This is a genomic window from Streptomyces sporangiiformans (assembly GCF_005768555.2).
GTDB lineage: Bacteria > Actinomycetota > Actinomycetes > Streptomycetales > Streptomycetaceae > Streptomyces > Streptomyces sporangiiformans.
The window spans coordinates 45,592-62,276 of sequence record NZ_VCHX02000320.1 but is presented as its reverse complement, the minus strand read 5'-3'; the positions used below and the strand labels follow the sequence as shown (position 1 = coordinate 62,276).

Annotated in this window: 14 protein-coding genes; 7 read left to right on the top strand and 7 right to left on the bottom strand. The window is 69.7% G+C overall.

Annotated features, from left to right (window positions below; all coding sequences use genetic code 11):
- Positions 1-51: 51 nt before the first annotated feature.
- Complete coding sequence (locus tag FGD71_RS39725) at positions 52-813, bottom strand: LysR family substrate-binding domain-containing protein (RefSeq protein ID WP_119105415.1); 762 nt, start codon at positions 811-813, stop codon at positions 52-54.
- Between the two features lie 58 nt (positions 814-871).
- Between FGD71_RS39725 and FGD71_RS39720 the strand changes: the two genes are divergently transcribed.
- Positions 872-1,276, top strand: coding sequence for a DUF5997 family protein (locus tag FGD71_RS39720; protein WP_119105414.1), 405 nt, complete (start codon positions 872-874; stop codon positions 1,274-1,276).
- An 89-nt stretch (positions 1,277-1,365) separates the two neighbouring features.
- Here FGD71_RS39720 and FGD71_RS39715 read toward each other — a convergent pair whose 3' ends face one another.
- Entirely contained in the window at positions 1,366-1,794 is a 429-nt protein-coding gene (locus FGD71_RS39715) for a YjbQ family protein (protein WP_119105413.1), read from the bottom strand.
- Positions 1,795-1,908: 114 nt separating this feature from the next.
- Here FGD71_RS39715 and FGD71_RS39710 point away from each other — a divergent pair, with 114 nt between their 5' ends.
- A complete protein-coding gene (locus tag FGD71_RS39710; protein WP_119105412.1) occupies positions 1,909-3,003 on the top strand; it encodes an NAD(P)-binding domain-containing protein in 1,095 nt (364 codons plus the stop codon).
- Between the two features lies 1 nt (position 3,004).
- Here the strand turns inward: FGD71_RS39710 and mltG are convergent, their stop codons facing one another.
- Positions 3,005-3,844 (bottom strand): endolytic transglycosylase MltG, encoded by an 840-nt coding sequence (gene mltG, locus FGD71_RS39705; protein ID WP_119105411.1) that lies wholly within the window; start codon positions 3,842-3,844, stop codon positions 3,005-3,007.
- A gap of 43 nt (positions 3,845-3,887) precedes the next feature.
- Positions 3,888-5,687, bottom strand: a complete 1,800-nt coding sequence (locus FGD71_RS39700; RefSeq protein ID WP_119105410.1) for an ABC transporter ATP-binding protein — start codon at positions 5,685-5,687, stop codon at positions 3,888-3,890.
- A gap of 127 nt (positions 5,688-5,814) precedes the next feature.
- On the opposite strand from FGD71_RS39700, the gene FGD71_RS39695 reads away from it, so the two are divergent.
- Positions 5,815-6,279 (top strand): MarR family winged helix-turn-helix transcriptional regulator, encoded by a 465-nt coding sequence (locus FGD71_RS39695; protein ID WP_119105409.1) that lies wholly within the window; start codon positions 5,815-5,817, stop codon positions 6,277-6,279.
- Positions 6,280-6,431: 152 nt separating this feature from the next.
- Positions 6,432-7,844, top strand: coding sequence for a Gfo/Idh/MocA family protein (locus FGD71_RS39690; RefSeq protein ID WP_119105408.1), 1,413 nt, complete (start codon positions 6,432-6,434; stop codon positions 7,842-7,844).
- A gap of 58 nt (positions 7,845-7,902) precedes the next feature.
- Here the strand turns inward: FGD71_RS39690 and FGD71_RS39685 are convergent, their stop codons facing one another.
- The 3 genes from FGD71_RS39685 to FGD71_RS39675 form a co-directional block, all read right to left on the bottom strand.
- Positions 7,903-9,366: a cation:dicarboxylate symporter family transporter gene (locus FGD71_RS39685; protein ID WP_420878392.1), complete on the bottom strand. Its 1,464-nt coding sequence runs from the start codon at positions 9,364-9,366 to the stop codon at positions 7,903-7,905.
- Between the two features lie 145 nt (positions 9,367-9,511).
- Positions 9,512-11,152 (bottom strand): peptide-N4-asparagine amidase, encoded by a 1,641-nt coding sequence (locus FGD71_RS39680; protein ID WP_119105407.1) that lies wholly within the window; start codon positions 11,150-11,152, stop codon positions 9,512-9,514.
- A 42-nt stretch (positions 11,153-11,194) separates the two neighbouring features.
- Entirely contained in the window at positions 11,195-11,938 is a 744-nt protein-coding gene (locus tag FGD71_RS39675) for a hypothetical protein (RefSeq protein WP_181359372.1), read from the bottom strand.
- Between the two features lie 188 nt (positions 11,939-12,126).
- On the opposite strand from FGD71_RS39675, the gene FGD71_RS39670 reads away from it, so the two are divergent.
- The 3 genes from FGD71_RS39670 (at position 12,127) to FGD71_RS39660 (ending at position 16,499) form a co-directional block, all read left to right on the top strand.
- The gene (locus tag FGD71_RS39670; RefSeq protein WP_119105405.1) at positions 12,127-13,944 is read left to right on the top strand and encodes an ABC transporter transmembrane domain-containing protein; all 1,818 of its coding nucleotides are present in this window, start codon (positions 12,127-12,129) and stop codon (positions 13,942-13,944) included.
- A complete protein-coding gene (locus tag FGD71_RS39665) occupies positions 13,941-15,731 on the top strand; it encodes an ABC transporter ATP-binding protein (RefSeq protein WP_119105404.1) in 1,791 nt (596 codons plus the stop codon). Before FGD71_RS39670 ends, FGD71_RS39665 begins: the two co-directional genes overlap by 4 nt.
- Before the next feature lie 297 nt (positions 15,732-16,028).
- Complete coding sequence (locus FGD71_RS39660) at positions 16,029-16,499, top strand: DUF5709 domain-containing protein (protein ID WP_119105403.1); 471 nt, start codon at positions 16,029-16,031, stop codon at positions 16,497-16,499.
- Positions 16,500-16,685 lie beyond the last annotated feature (186 nt).

Here is a 16,685-nt window from a genome sequence, read left to right as displayed (position 1 = left end):
GCTTCCTCGGAGCCCAGGGCGGGGCTCCGAGGAAGCGGTACCAGCGGCTGCCTACGACCGGCGGCGGGGTTTGCCGCGCTTGCCGCTCTTGGGGGCGGCGGAACCACTCCGCGGGTTCTTGCGCGACGGCTGCCCCGCCGTGGGCTTCCGCCGCGCGCCGACGGCATCGGGTCGCTTGCGCTGGGCCTGCGCCTGCTGCGGTGTGCGCCCGCGTGTGCTGTTGACCGTCCGCCCCCGGACGATCCCGATGAAGTCCTCGACCAGGTCGGTGGTCGCGTCCTCGGGCCACGACAGCGCGACGCTCGACTGGGGTGCGTCCACGACCGGCCGGTACGTGAGATCCCTGCGGTGGTGCAGGCGGGCCAGCGACTGGGGAACGACGAGGAGGCCCACGCCTGCCGCCACGAGTTCGATGGCGTCCGCCGTCGTGGCGGGTCGCTCGATGGCGGGCCGTCCCGGCCGCCGCTCCCAGTCGAGGACGTCGTCGAGGGGGTGCAGCACGATGTCGTCGGCGAGATCCTCGGCGGACACCTCCTCCGCGGCCGTCACGACGTGATCTTTGGGCGCCACGACCACCGAGGTCTCGGTGTAGAGGGGGATCGCGCTGAACACCGTACGGTCGACCGGCAGCCGTACCAACCCGGCGTCGGCTCCGCCGTCGCGCAGCGCATCGGATGCTTCGGCCGCCGACACCGCGACGAGGTGCAGTGGGACATTTGGCAGGCGCTCGTTCCAGGTCCGCACCCACTTGCCGGGCGTCACCCCCGGGACATACGCGAGCCGGAACGATGGGGATTCCTCCGAGCCTGTCACTCCGCCAGGTTACCGGGCGTGGTCGGACGTCCCGTACACGGTCGATAGTCTGGACCCCATGAAGTCGCACCAGAACGCCCAGACGATGAAGCCCGCCACCGCGGCCAAGAAACTGGGTGTGTACCTCGAGGCCACCCCCGACGAGTTCCGGGAGGGTGTCGTCTCACGCGCCGAGCTGAACGCGCTCCAGGCCGATCCGCCGGAGTGGCTGCGGGAGCTGCGACGCAACGGGCCGCACCCGCGCCCGGTGGTCGCGGCGAAGCTGGGCGTCTCCATCGCGGGTCTCGCACGCGGCGGGGTCACCGAACCCCTCACCACCGAGCAGATCGAGGCGTTGAAGGAAGACCGGCCCGAGTGGCTGGAGAAGGAGCGAGCCACCCAGGCCGAAGTCCGCAAGGAAGCGGCTCGCATCAAGAAGAAGAACGCCGAACGCGCCGATCAGCCCCACCCGCCGCGCTCCTGATTCTGCCCTTCGGCGGCGAGCCGGCGCCCGGGTGACGGTCAGCGCCCCTCAACGACGCGCAGGCGTTGGCCCCGTGTGGCGGGCACTGATCACGAACCCGCGAGGAAGCTCAAGCGCACCTGACGGCTCGGATTGTCCTTGTTCGTGTCGACCAGACACACCGACTGCCAGGTCCCCAACTCCAGGCGGCCGCCCAGGACCGGCAGAGTGGCATGCGGAGGCACGATCGCCGGGAGTACGTGGTCGCGGCCGTGGCCGGGACTGCCGTGGCGGTGCTGCCAGCGGTCGTCGGCGGGGAGCAGGGAGTGCAGAGCGGCGAGGAGATCGTCGTCGCTGCCGGCGCCGGTTTCGATGACCGCGACTCCGGCGGTCGCGTGGGGCACGAAAACGTTCAGCAGGCCGTCGCGGTCGCCCGCCGCCTCCCTGAGGAAGGCCTCGCATTCATGGGTGAGGTCGACGACCGTTTCCGAGGATCCGGTGGCGACGTTCAGGACGCGGGTGGTGAAGGCATCGGACATGCGTCAATCCTCCCGCATCGAGGTCGCGCGCCCGGCAGACACCCCACTTCGTCGCGAGTGGACGCGGACGGCGCCGGCGGGAAGATCCGGGCTTCCGGTCGAGTTAGTAGAAGCGTGAACGAAACCGGAGCGCAGGACGCGGCACAAGAAGTCGACGTGATCGTCGCAGGCGCTGGACAGGCCGGACTGTCCAGCGCCTACCACCTTCGGCGCTCCGGCTTCGAGCCGGAGCGGGACTTCGTGATCCTGGATCACGCGCCGCGGCCCGGCGGCGCCTGGCAGTTCAGGTGGCCGTCGCTCACGTACGGCAAGGTGCACGGGATGCACTCGCTGCCGGGCATGGAGCTCACGGACGCGGATCCGGTCCGGCCGTCCTCCGAGGTCATCGCGGAGTACTTCGACGCCTACGAGCGTGCCTTCGGCCTGAGCGTGCGGCGCCCCGTGGACGTGCGGACGGTGCGCGAGGGCGACGGGGGGCGGCTGCTCGTCGAGACCTCGGCGGGGACATGGTCGACACGGGCACTGATCAACGCGACGGGCACCTGGGACCGTCCGTTCTGGCCCCGCTATCCCGGTCAGGAGACCTTCCGGGGGCGGCAGTTGCACACGGCGCAGTACCCCGGCCCGGAGGAGTTCGCCGGTCAGCGGGTGGTTGTCGTGGGCGGTGGCGCCTCCGGTACGCAGCATCTGCTGGAGATCGCGCCGTACGCGGCCGAGACCACCTGGGTAACCCGGCGGCCGCCGGTCTTCCGCGAGGGGCCCTTCGACGAGGGCGCCGGGCGGGCGGCTGTCGCGCTCGTGGAGGAACGGGTTCGTCAGGGGCTTGCGCCCAGGAGTGTCGTGTCGGTGACGGGGTTGCCGCTCAACGACGCGGTGCGGCAAGGAATCGAGGACGGCGTCCTGGACCGCCTGCCGATGTTCGACCGGATCACCCCGGACGGCGTGGAGTGGGACGACGGGCGTCGCACGGACGCCGACGTCATCCTGTGGGCGACCGGATTCCGCGCGGCCATCGACCATCTGGCACCCCTCAGGCTGCGTGAGCCGGGCGGTGGCATTCGTGTCGAGGGATCCCGCGCGGTCACCGATCCGCGGATCCATCTGGTCGGTTACGGGCCGTCAGCCAGCACGATCGGTGCCAACCGTGCCGGACGCGCGGCGGTACGGGACATCAGGCAGCTGTTGTCGGGGATTCCGGCCGCCGCTTGAGTCAGCGGGATGCTGATGCGGATGCACTCCTGCGATTCCGGTTGAACTCCGCGACGTTTCTTTCGTGCTCCTCGAAGTTGGCCGTGAAGCGGGTGTCCCCCGGCTTGACGGTGACGAAGTACAGCCAGTCGCCCCGCGCGGGACTGACCGCCGCGCGCATCGCTTCCTCGCCGGGGTTGGCGATCGGCGTGGGCGGCAGCCCCATCCGCTGGTACGTGTTGTACGGGCTGTTGAGCTGTGTGTCGCTCTGGCTGGTGCGGAGTGTGCTGCGGTTCAGCGCGTAGTTGATGCTGGAGTCCATCTGCAGCGGCATGCCCCGGTCGAGGCGGTTGTAGATGACGCGGGCCACCTTGCCCATGTCCGCTTTGGTGGCCGCCTCGGCCTGGACCATGCTGGCGACGGTCACGGTCTGATACACGTTCATCGCGTTCCGCTGGGCTCCTGCCGTGACCGCCCCGCCGGTGAACTTCTGGTTCGCCGTATTGACCATGAACGAGAGCAGAGACGCCGGGGTCGACTGTTTGTCGATCGGATACGTGGCCGGGAAGAGATAGCCCTCGGGGTTGCCGTTCGCGTCATTGGGGAGCTTGAGATTGGCCTTGCTCAGGGACTTCTTGGTAGTGCCCGCAGGAAGGGCGAGGGCCTGATCGACGGCCTGGTACACCTGGCGGGCACGCCAGCCCTCCGGGATCACCAGGGTCGCGGGCCCGGCGTCCTCCTCCGTGCTCAGCAGCGGCACCGCCACGGCGGTGGCCGCGACGACGGCTCCGGTCGCGATGAGGGCGATCCGGCCCCGGCGCGTCAGTCGAATCTTGCTCCGTGGCGGAGTGTGGGTCTGCATGCGGGCACGGTAACCCGCACAAACGGACAAATCCGGCATATCTTCATGTGGTTGGCTCCAGTTGGGCGTCTCGACGGACCAGGGCGGCGTAATGCCCTCCGCGCCCCAACAGCTCCTCGTGCGTGCCGCGTTCGGCTGTGCGTCCGGAGTCGAGGACCACGATCTGGTCGGCGCCTCGAATGGTGGACAGCCGGTGCGCGATGGTCAGCGTGGTGCGGTTGGCCGACAGCGCGTCGATGGCTTCCTGCACGGCACGTTCGGTGCGGGTGTCCAGGGCACTGGTCGCCTCGTCGAGGATCAGCACCGGTGGGTCGCGCAAAACTGTGCGGGCGACGGCCAGGCGCTGCTTCTCGCCACCCGAGAACCGGTGGCCGCGCTCGCCCACGATCGTGTCGTATCCCTCGGGCAGGGACGCGATGTGGTCGTGGATCTGGGCGGCCTTCGCGGCCGCGTGCAGTTCCTCGTCGGTGGCGTCCGGCTTGGCGAACCGCAGGTTGTCGGCGACGGAGGCATGGAAGAGGTACGTCTCCTGGGAGACGACGCCGACCGCGCGCGCGAGCGTGTCGAAGTCCAGGTCGCGTACGTCGACCCCGTCGATCGTCACGCGGCCGCCCGTGACGTCGTACAGCCGCGGCACGAGGTAGCTGAGCGTGGACTTGCCGGCGCCGGTCGGGCCGACGACGGCGAGGCTGCCGCCCGCGGGGACGGTGATGTCGATGCCGTCGAGTATCGGGCCGCTCTTGTCGTCGTAGCGGAACTCGACGTCCTCGAAACGGACTTCGCCCTTGATCTGGTCGAGGTGGATCGGGCGCTCCGGCTCAGTGATGTCGATGGGCAGGTCGAGGTACTCGAAGATGCGCTGGAACAGGGCGAGCGAGGTCTGGATCTGCACGCCGGTGGACAGCAGGCTGACGGTCGGCCGGAACAGGCCCTGCTGCAGCGAGACGAAGGCGACGAGCGTGCCGATGGAGACCGCGGGTCCGCCGAACTGGAGGGCGATGCCCGCGGTCCAGTAGATGACGGCCGGCATCGCGGCCATGACGATCGAGATGACGGCCATGCGCCAGCGGCCCGCCATGTTCGACCGCACTTCGAGGTCGACGAGGCCTTCGGACTCCTCCGCGAAGGACCGCGTGAGAGAGTCGGCGCGGCCCATGGTGCGGCCGAGCAGGATGCCGCCGACGGAGAGGGACTCGGTGACGGTGGCGGCCATCACGGCCATCTGCTTCTGGCGCTGGGTGGTGATCCTCTTGCGCTCCTTGCCGACCCTGCGGCTGATCCACACGAACACCGGCAGCAGGAGCAGCGAGACCACGGTCAGCCGCCAGTCCAGGGCGATCATCGCGACGATCGTGGCGACCACACTGGTGAGGTTGGAGACCAGCGAGGTGGCGGTCGAGGTGACCGTGGCCTGCATGCCGCCGATGTCGTTCGCGATCCGCGACTGGACCTCGCCGGTGCGGGTTCTGGTGAAGAAGGCGAGCGACATGCGCTGCAGCCGGCCGTAGACGGCGGTGCGCAGGTCGTGCATGACGCGCTGGCCGACCGTCGTGGAGATGAGGGTCTGCAGCACACCGAAGACGCTGGTGAGGACGGCACTGAGGATCATGCCGAGCGCGAGCAGGCTCAGCAGACCGGTGCGCGCCTGCGGGATCGCGGTGTCGAGTATCTCCTTCAGCAGGAAGGGTGTGGCGACCGAGACCAGCGACGCGGCGCCGACGAGCAGACCGACGACGGCGAGCCGGCCGCGGTACGGACGGAAGAGCTTCAGGATGCGGCGCACCTGCCGCGGCTGTTCGGTGTCGAAGGGCGGTGGTGTCCAGGTGGGTTCGTCGGGACGCATGGGCTCCTACGGGATGTGGGGACGACGATGGGACATAAGGCTGGATTGTGGGACGACGATCACTGGTGGAGCATAGCTCATTGTTACCTATACTCACAATGAACGAAGTCCTGATATTGTTCCTGCTATGAACACCCCCGACGCCGACGGCCTGCTCGCCGAGCAGCTGCTGCGGCTGACCCGCCGCGTGCACCGCATCCAGAAGCGTCAACTGGAACTGTGCGGGCTCGCCATCACTCCGGCCCAGTCCCGGCTGCTGCGCACCCTCGCGCACTACAGCTCGCCGCCGCGCATGGCCGATCTGGCGGAGCGCCTGGAGGTGGTTCCCCGGGCCGTGACGACGCTGGTCGACGGTCTGGAGGCGAGCGGCAGGGTGCGCCGCGTGCCCGACCCGACCAATCGCCGGGTGATCCGGATCGAGCTGACGGACGACGGGCGCCAGGCACTGCGGGAGCTGCGCGGCGCGCGCCGGGCCGCGGCCGAGGACATCCTCGCCCCCCTGACGGACGACCAGCGCAAGGTGCTCGGCGGACTGCTGAACACCCTGGTCGACGGTGTCGGTGCGGTCGAGGAGCCGAAGGACCGCTGCTGACGCGGACGCGGCGTCGCAGGTCCGGAAACGCCGCACAGAACCCCCTGCACAGAAGATCCAACTCCCTGGCCACTTTCGCCCCTTGCGTCCCGTTCCGCCCCCGAGGAGGGTGACTGCGCGCCGAACCGGCGCTCACCCACCGAGGAGGTCCGATGCACGACGAGTACGCGACACCGGAACCTGACGAGAACCCCGAGGGCCACTCCCGGCGCTCGGTGCTGCGCAGCGCCGGCATCGCCGGAGCGGGTCTGGGCATCGGTGCCTTCACGGGCGGGGGCACGGCGCGGGCAGCGACGGAGGCCGCCCCGCCGACCGCGAAGGGAAAGACCATGATCGGCGTGCCCTTCGAAGGGCGCGCCACGATACGCGTGGGGATCATCGGCCTCGGAAACCGGGGCGGCGGCATGATCGACCTGTTCCTGGCCCTCGACGGGGTGCGTGTGGTCGCGCTGTGCGATCCGGTCAAGGACAAGACCGCGAGAGCCGCGGCCAAGGTGGTCTCCGCGGGACAGCCTGCCCCTGCGACGTACACGAAGGGCGATCACGACTTCGCCGATCTGTGCGAGCGCGGCGACCTCGACTTCGTGTACGTGGCAACGCCCTGGGACCGGCACTTCGAGATGGCGAGGACGGCGATGCTCAGCGGCAAGCACGTCGGCGTGGAGTGTCCGGTCGCGATGCGGCTCGATCAGCTGTGGGAACTCGTCGACCTGTCCGAGCGCACCCGCAGACACTGCATGCAGTTGGAGAACTGCTGCTACGGCAGGAACGAGACGCGGGTGCTGCGTATGGCGCACGCCGGGAAGTTCGGCAGGCTGTTGCACGGCGCCGGCGCCTACAACCACGACTTACGCGGCCTGATGTTCGACCCGGAGTACTACGAGGGGCCGTGGAGGCGGCTGTGGCACACCCGGCTGCACGGCGATCTCTACCCCAACCACGGATTCGGTCCCGTCGCCAACTACATGGACATCAACCGCGGTGACCGCGTCACGCACATCTCCAGCTTCGGCACGCCCGCGCTCGGCCTGGCCGAGTACCGAGCCGCGCACATGCCGCCGGGCGACCCGAGTTGGAAGGAGACGTACGTCGAGAGCGACCGGACCATCAGCCTCGTACAGACCGCGAAGGGACGGGTGATCCGGCTCGAGCACGATGTGTCGACGCCGCATCCCTACTCGCGCATCAACAGCCTCGGCGGCACGAAGGGAGTCTTCGAGGACTATCCGGAGCGCATCTACCTGGAGCCGGATCACACGGACGACGTCTGGGGCGACTTCTCGGCGTATGCCGACTGGGACCACTGGCTGTGGAAGGAGCACGCCAACCCGCCCGGCGGGCACGGCGGGATGGACTACATCATGGTGTTCCGGCTGATGCAGTGCATGCGGCTGGGGCTCGTTCCGGACTTCGACGTGTACGACGCCGCCACATGGACCTCGCCGGTGCCGCTGAGTCACGCCTCGATCAAGGCGCACGGAGCACCGCAGGCGATTCCGGACTTCACACGCGGGTCGTGGAAGAAGGCCCGGCGGGGAGTCGATTCGGAGAAACCCGAGGACTGACGAACGGCCGTCGGGCCGGTCGGGGGCCCGGCGGTGAGCGGTACGCCGGGCCCCTCTCTCAACTCGCCTCGCCCGCGGGTTCCTTGGCCGTCACCTTGGTCTCGGAGACGTCGGATCCCTCGGCGGTTCCAGAGGCCTCGGCGGCCCCGGAGCCGTCGGAGCTCTCGGAGCCCTCGGAGCCCTCGGCAGTGGCTGTTTTCGGCGCACTGTCGTCGCCGTCCTCCACGAACGCGATCTCACCGGCGAGCATCTTCTTGGCCCGCGGCAGGTCCAGCGCGCCCTCCCAGCGCGAGACCGCGAAGACGGCCACACAGTTGCCGAGCAGGTTGGTGGCCACACGCATCGAGTCCATGATGCGGTCCACACCGAGCAGCAGCGCCACCGCGCCCGCCGGGATGACCCCGAGCGCGGAGGCGGTCGCCGACAGCGCGAGGAAGGCCGAACCGGGCACGCCGGCCATGCCCTTGCTCGTCAGCATGAGCACAAGGATCACGGTGATCTGCTGCCCCAGGCTGAGGTCGACGCCCACGGCCTGCGCGATGAACAGCGTGCCGATGGAGAGATAGATCGAGGCGCCGTCGAGGTTGAAGGAGTACCCGGTGGGCAGCACCAGGCCCACCGCGTCGTCCCGGCAGCCCGCCTGACGCAGCTTCTGCATCATGCGCGGCATGACGGACTCGCTGGAGGCCGTACCGAGCGCGAGCAACATCTCCTCACGCGTGTAACGGACGAACTGCCAGAGGTTGAGCCCGGTGACCACCTTCAGGGCGACGGCGAGCAGAACGAGGAAGCCCAACGCGACTGCGTAGCAGAGAGCTATGAGCTTGCCGTACGTCGTGATGACGCCGAGCCCGTACTCCCCCACCAGGTGGGCCATCGCGCCGAACACCGCGAGAGGCGCGAGCTTCATGATGAACCCGACGACCGCGAAGACGACTTCCTGGGCCTGCTCGATGGCGGGCAGGATGGCGGGCACCTTGGTCTTGCCCAGGTGCAGCAGTGCGGCTCCCACCAGGCAGGCCAGAACGAGGACTTGGAGCAGCGCGTTCTCGGTGAACGCCCCGAACGCGCTTTCGGGCAGCGCGTGCAGGATGAACTCGCTGGTCGAGGGAAGCGAGCCACCCTCGGTCTTGTCGTCGACGGCTGAGGCGTCGAGCTGCGACGGGTCGACGTTCATGCCGCTGCCGGGGCTGAAGACGTTGGCGGCGATCAGACCGATGAGCAGCGCGGCCGTGGTCGCGACCTCGAACCAGATCAGCGCCTTGAGGCCGATCCGGCCGAAGGCCTTGAGGTCACCGGCCTTGGTGATACCGGCGACGACCACCAGGAACACGAGCGGGGAGATCATCGTCTTGATGAGCCGGATGAAACCGTCGCCGAGCGGCTGGACGGCTGTGCCCACATCGGGCCACAGCCGTCCGACGACGATTCCGAGGACAAGCGCGCAGGCGACCTGCGCGAACAGTGAGGTGCGCAGCATGCGTGCGACGCGTCGCGGCAGGGACGGTACAGACGGCGGCACGGTGGTACTCCTCCGAAGAGACTTCTGGTATGCGGAAAATAAATTCCGCGCTGCTCACTATCGGGGGTGTTTGCTACCGCTGACAACGCCCGTGTCACGTCCGTGTAAAAGATTTCTGTGAAACCGCCGTCGCAGATGATCCGGCTCAGCAGCCGCCGCGATCCTTGGTCACCACGCCCTGCACCGTGGCCAGGAGCCGGTCGTAGCACCCGCCCGAGCCGTACAGACGGTAATGCTCTGTGGTCGTGCCGACCGCGTGTCGCTGATCGCGCGGCACGTTCGCCGTGTAGGTCGCGTCGCCCGTGTAGGTGTCGTCGAGCCGGGACCACGCCGTGCGCCGGTCTCCCCGCGTCTCGACGGCCGCGGCTCGGTCCGCCAGCGACATGATCGTCCGCAACCGGTCCCCTGCGCCGAGCGTCGTGGTGCCGTCCATGGTGTACGTGCGGTGCGTGCGGGCCGCCTTGGCCGGCCCGCGCCCGTCGACGGTGACCGTCTCGTCGTCACGCCAGGTCGCCTTCAGGGCATCTGTGTTCTCGCCGTCGGTCCACCGGTGCGCGGAGGTGTTGGCCAGCTTCCGGCTGACGGTTGTCGTCACACGGCCGTGCGAGGTGTCGACGTACCCGGAGACGGTCAGCCGGTGACCGGCCTCGGTGTCCAGCCGGTGCTCCGCACCGGGCGTGTACGTCGAGGAGTTGGCGAGGTCGCTCGCCCGGTGAACGGTCAGCTTGCCTGTGACCTGCCTGCTCTTGGCGTCCTGCCGGACGAGGACGTTCACCGGGGTGCTCCAGCCGGTCTGCCCTTGTGGAACGCCGGCTACGGAGACCTCGATCCGGTGCGGACGGCCATCGTTGAGCAGCCCCGCGAACGGCGTCAGATCGTACTCGACGGGCTTGATGTCGAAGGCGCGCGGCCCTGGAATCACGTACCAGAGGAAGGGGTTGGACCAGCCTCCGGTCCACACCGTCGGGAACGGCGTGGCGATGCCCGCCAGTTGGCCGTCGACCTTGATCTGCACCTCGCGGTAAGGCCCGTGTTCCGCTTTGCAGGAGTACGGAGCGGCGTCGGGGACCGTGAGATACCAGTACTCCTCGCAGCCGCCACCCGATCCCGTCGCATAGACCTCGGCGACGATGCTTTCACTGTTGCGGGGCGTGGTGAGGGTGCCGTCCTGGAGGGTGAGGACGCGGTCGGGTACGGCTGGGGCCTTCCCTTCGTAGAAGGTCAGCGTGACCTTGACGTCGATGACGCCCGTGTACGTGTCGTCGACGACGTTCCCGATGAGCATCTCGACGTCGCGGCTGTGCCGGAACGTGTCGGTGTATCGCGTGACGTCCTTCTCCACCGACCACGCGATCCCGTCCGGCGAGGGCTGCGGAGTGGACGTACGGAAGACCTCGACCCCGCCGATGTGCAGATAGCCGAGCCGGTCGAACTGCCGTCCCTTGACCTTGCCGTCCATGCGCAGCACGACCTTGCTCCAGCGGTCGCCGCAGCCTCGTGGGGGCGTGTACGTGCCCTTGTAGGGCGTGAAGTCCCGGAACTGCGCCTCGGCGACCGTCACTTCGCAGGACTTCGCGTCGGGCCTGGTGACGGGCGGGCCCGCCGTCAGGGGGTCGTGCCAGTCGGTACCGAACTCGGCGGGCGGTTGGGCGGGTTCGCCGGCTTGAGCGGGGGATGGAGCGGATGGTTGGTCTAATTCGGCGGCCGGGGCGGGAACCGCTGCGAGGAGTGTGCTCGCCATGAAGGTCACTCCGGCGAGCATGGACATGACGATCCGTCTTCTCATGGCGGTGTTCTACGGGGAGTTGGCCCTTCCCGCAATGAGACGTCAGGACTTGAGGTCCGCCTTGTCGCCCATCACCACGACCGGGTGCTTGGCCGGGTCGAGCGTGCGCAGCAGGTACTCCATGCCCCGCTTGGGCAGGCTCACACAGGCCGACGTGCCGCTGCCGTGGTCCATGTGCAGCCAGATGCTGCCGCCCTTGGACTGGCCCTGCGGGCGGGTCGGGTCGTTCGGCGAGGTGCCCTTGACGCGGTTGTAGTCGATGGCGATGACGTAGTCGAAGTCGTTCCAGTGCGACTTGGCCCAGTAGCGCGGGGCCTGGAAGCCCGCGGACTGGGTGTACGGGAGCTTGGCGCCCGGATCGTCGAGGACGCCGCCCGCGTCGCTGAGCGTGAACACACCCACGGGGCTGCGTTTGTCGCCCTCGCGGTGGTCGGTGGTCCAGCCCTTCTTGCCGTTGTGCCCCTGCCAGCTGCGGGTCTGGTCCCAGGTGGCACCCGACTTGGTGTAGAGGACGATCCTGGAGTCCGCCGAGTCCTTGCCCTCGCCGTAGACCGCCACCACCTGGCGGGAGTTGACGGGGATCTGCTTCTGCAGCCGGTCGCCGACGTCGGGGATGCGTTTGAGGTCGACGGTGCGCGCCTGTGCCTGCCCTGGCTTGTCACTCGACCGGGCGTCGTCCCTGCGACCGTCCTCACCGTCCGAACCACCGCAGGCCGTCAGGGACACCAGAAGAGCACCGCAGACCGCCGCGGCTGCCGTCGTGCGCATCGCACCGCCTATTCGCATGCCGTCCATCGTCGCACCGTGTTCCGGACGATTACGTCCCGGCCCTCGGTATACCGGCCATATAAGGACAGTCCGGGCCGAATCTTTGCCAGGCGGCGGAAAACCGTTTGCCTGCGGACACTCTGTGACGCGAACCTTTCACGGCTTGCTGCCTCCCCCCACCCCGTTCTACGAGCCTCTGGGACGTCATGCAGATTCAAGATCTTCCGTATCGCGACCCGGGTGTGCCGGACGCACGCTCGGGTCCTCGATTCCTGCTGTGGCTCGGTCTCAATCAACTCGGCGGACAACTGAAGTCCCTGGCCTGGGGGCTGCTGCACTTCCTTTCCGTGTCCGGACTGCCCTTCTGCGTCGGCTTCTCCGTCCAGGCCGTCGTGGACCGCTCCGGTGCGCGGCTCACCCTCGCGGGCGGGCTGATCGCGCTGTGCGGGCTCGGTATCGCGGTGGGCGACACCATGCTGCACCGCACCGCTGTCACCAACTGGATCACCGCTGCCGCGCGTGTCCAGCAGTTGCTGGCCCGCCGGACCGCCCAGCTGGGTTCCGCGCTGACGCGGCGGGTCGCGGCGGGCGAGGTCGTCGCGGTCTCCACGGGTGACGTGGAGAAGATCGGCTGGTTCGTGGAGGCCGTGTCGCGGTTCACCGCGGCGGCCCTGACCGTCGTCTTCGTCTGCGTCGCCCTGGTCGTGTACGAGCCCGAGCTGGGGATCGTCGTCGCCGTGGGCGTGCCCGTCCTGGCGCTGGCGGTGCTGCCGCTGCTGCCCCGCGCGACCCGGCGTGCCGACTTCCAGCGGGAGAAGGCGGGACGTGCCACGGAGCTGGCCTCGGACACCGTCGCGGGTCTGCGCGTGCTGCGCGGCATCGGTGGCGAGGAACTGTTCCTGGACCGCTACCGCCGGGCCTCCCAGGAGGTCCGCCGGGCCGCCGTCCGCAGCGCCCGTATGTGGTCGATGATCTCCGCGATCCAGGTGCTGCTGCCCGGACTCCTGCTGATCGCGGTCGTCTGGCACGGCGTGCATCTGGCTCGGGAGGGACGCATCACCGTCGGCGAGATGGTCACCGTGTACAGCGCCGTCATGATCCTCACGTATCCGCTCCACCACTTCGAGGAGATCGCGATGGCGTACTCCTTCTCCCGGCCGTCCGCGAAGCGCGCGGCCGGGGTGCTGGCGCTGGAGCGGGCGACGGACAGCGAGGGGTCGCGCGAGGCCGAAGCGCCGACCGGCGATCTGTACGACCCGTCGACGGGTCTGCTCGCTCCGGCCGGGCGGCTCACCGCCGTGGTGTGCGGCGACCCGGACGCGGCGGGCGTGCTGGCCGAGCGGCTCGGCGGGCATGCGGCGGCCTCGTCGGACCTGCCGTCCGCGCTCCTCGGCGGCGTACCGCTGGACGAGCTGCCGCTCGACTCCGCCCGCGGCGCCGTCCTCGTCCAGGACAAGGACCCTGTGCTGCTGTCCGGCAGCCTTCGCGAACTCCTCGACGTGCCGGCCTCGGGCGATGTGAGTGCCGAGGACGCGCTGGCCGCCGCCCAGTGCGGCGACGTCCTGGACGCCCTTGCCCAGGGGTCGCTGGACGCCGAGGACCCGATGGACGCCCGGATCACCGAACGCGGGCGCTCCCTGTCGGGCGGCCAGCGCCAGCGTCTCGCGCTGGCCCGGTCCCTGGTCACCGACCCCGAGGTGCTCGTCCTGGACGAGCCGACGTCCGCCGTCGACTCCCACACCGAGGCGCGGATCGCCGACGGGATCCGGTCCCTGCGGCAGGGGCGTACGACGGTGGTGTTCACCTCGTCCCCCCTCCTCCTGGACCACGCGGACCGGGTCGCGCTCGTCCACGAGGGCGAGGTCGCGGCGGTCGGCGTGCACCGTGAACTGGTGCACAGCGAAGCCCGGTACCGAGCCGTGGTGACCCGCGAGACCGACGACGAGGCCTCAGCGCACGACAGGGGCCATGTGAAGCAGCTCAATGAACTGGACGACCTGGAAGAAATCGAGGAGACCGCATGATCGGCGTGGCGCCACCGGCCTACGACCCGGCGGCCCCGACGACGGCGAACACTCTGCCGGTCGGCGCCCCGGAGACCGTACGCGCCTACGTGGCCGAACTGTTCCAACGGCACCGCCGGGCCTTCCTGCTGCTCATCACCGTCAACACAGCCGCCGTCGTCGCCTCGATGGTGGGCCCCTATCTGCTGGGATCCCTCGTCGAACGCGTCTCCGACGGCGCGGCCTCGGCACGCGAGGTGCATCTGGAGCGCACCGCCGCGTTCTTCGTCATCGCCCTGGCCGTCCAGGCGGTGTTCGTACGCCAGGTCCGGCTGCGTGGCGCCATGCTCGGCGAACGGATGCTGGCCGACCTGCGCGAGGACTTCCTTGTCCGGTCGGTCGGACTGCCGCCGGGTGTCCTCGAGCGGGCCGGGACCGGCGACCTGCTGTCCCGGATCACCACGGACATCGACCGGCTCGCCAACGCCATGCGCGAGGCCGTGCCGCAGCTGGCCATCGGTGTGGTGTGGGTGGTCCTGCTGCTCGGAGGGCTCGCCGTGACCGCGCCGCCGCTCGCCCCCGCCGTACTGGTCGCCGTCCCGCTCCTCGTCGCCGGTTGCCGCTGGTACTTCAAGCGCGCGCCGTCGGCCTACCGCTCCGAGGCCGCCGGCTACGCCGCCGTGGCCGGCGTGCTCGCCGAGACCGTGGACGCCGGGCGCACCGTCGAGGCCCACCGCCTGGGCGCGCGCCGCATCGGTCTGTCGGACCGCCGTGTCAGGGAGTGGACGGCATGGGAGCGGTACACGCTGTGGCTGCGCTCGGTGCTGTTCCCGGTCATCAACATCACGCATGTCACGGTCCTCGGCTCGGTCCTGATGATCGGCGGATTCTTCGTCCTCCAGGGGTGGATCGGGATCGGCCAGCTGACGACGGGCGCGCTGATCGCCCAGATGCTCGTCGACCCGGTGGGGCTGATCCTGCGCTGGTACGACGAGCTGCAGGTGGCCCATGTCTCGCTGGCCCGGCTGGTCGGTGTCCGCGACATCGAGCCGGATGCCGGTGACGGGTCGCCGGCCCCCGACGGGCGTGACGTCCACGCCGACCGGGTGCACTTCGGCTACCGCGCCGGCGTCGATGTCCTGCGCAAGGTCTCTCTGGAGGTCGCGCCGGGCACCCGCCTGGCCCTGGTCGGCCCGTCCGGCGCGGGCAAGTCCACGCTGGGCAGGCTGCTCGCCGGGATCTACGCGCCCCGCGACGGCCACATCACCCTGGGCGGCACCGAGCTCTCCGAGATGTCCGCCGAAGAGATCCGGGCCCATGTGGCGCTGGTCAACCAGGAACACCATGTTTTCGTGGGGTCCCTGCGCGACAACCTGCTGCTCGCCCGCACAGGTGCCGAAGACGCCGAGCTGTGGGCTGCCCTCGGCGCGGTCGATGCCGACGGGTGGGCCCGTGCGCTGGAGGACGGCCTGGACACCGAGGTCGGCTCGGGCGGACTGACGCTCACCCCGGCCCAGGCCCAGCAGATCGCGCTCGCCCGGCTGGTGCTGGCCGACCCGCACACACTGGTCCTGGACGAGGCCACCTCGCTCCTCGACCCGCGCGCGGCCCGCCACCTGGAACGCTCCCTGGCCCGCGTCCTCGATGGCCGGACCGTGATCGCCATCGCCCACCGGCTGCACACCGCCCACGACGCCGACGTCATCGCCGTCGTCGAGAGCGGCCGCATCAGCGAACTCGGCAGCCACGACCAGCTGGTCGCCGCCGACGGCGCGTACGCGGCACTGTGGCGGTCCTGGCACGGGTGAGCCGCAGCTCCGGTGTCCGGTCCGCCTGTGTTCTTCGGGCGGGCGGACCGGCTCCGGGGCTGTGCGTGGGCCCCGGCCAGGGTTCGCGGCCGCCGACAGGAGCGCGGCCGGGACGGCGTACCGACTCCGTGGCGTTGCGGTGAGTCGAAGAGGAGTGGAAGGCTGGATGTCGGCACCGGCATGGGCAGGCCCAAAAGCCACCCGGTTCCGCGGGGGCGCAGCTCGAGCCCAGGGGCCCGCTCGCCCGCCCGGCGAACGCGGCGACAGCGGGTCGGCCCGCACCACATGGAGGTACCCGTGGACAGCGCCGACGGATGGGGAGACGACGTCTACCAGCCCGACGAATCCGAGGTTCAGGACGACGCCGGCCTGCTCGACGCCGAAGACACCCTGGAATCCGACGGCGTGAGCGACCCCCTGGACCGGGGTTGGTCCCCACCGGAGCGGCCGTGGGCGGTGGAGCGCAGAGATGTGACCGCGGCCGAACGGCAGCGCGGCGAGACGCTGGAGGAACGCCTGGCAGAAGAACTGCCGGAGGTCGCACCAGCTGACGGAGACGGTATCGGTGACTGCCCGGACTCCGATGGCGAGGCCCTGGACGACGAGGTGGGCGCCGCACGATCCGGACGTCTCGTGGCCCCCGACGAAGGTGCGCACGAGGACGAGGAGAGCCGGCTGATCGCCACCGACGTGGGCATCGACGGCGCTGCGGCATCGGCGGAGGAGGCTGCCATGCACATCGTCGACGGGGATGCCCTGTCCGGCTGACACCACCGTCACCGCACCCTGCCCGCGCGCGGACTCCCCACGGATCAAACCCATCCGGCCGGGGACGGCGACGCGTGTCGCTCTCCGTCCGCCGAGGCCTGCGCCCTGGCCGGCGGCCCCGGCCACGGCTACGCCCCGTCGACCGCGGACAGCGACACGTGAGCAAGCTTCGCTCGGCCCGGTTGC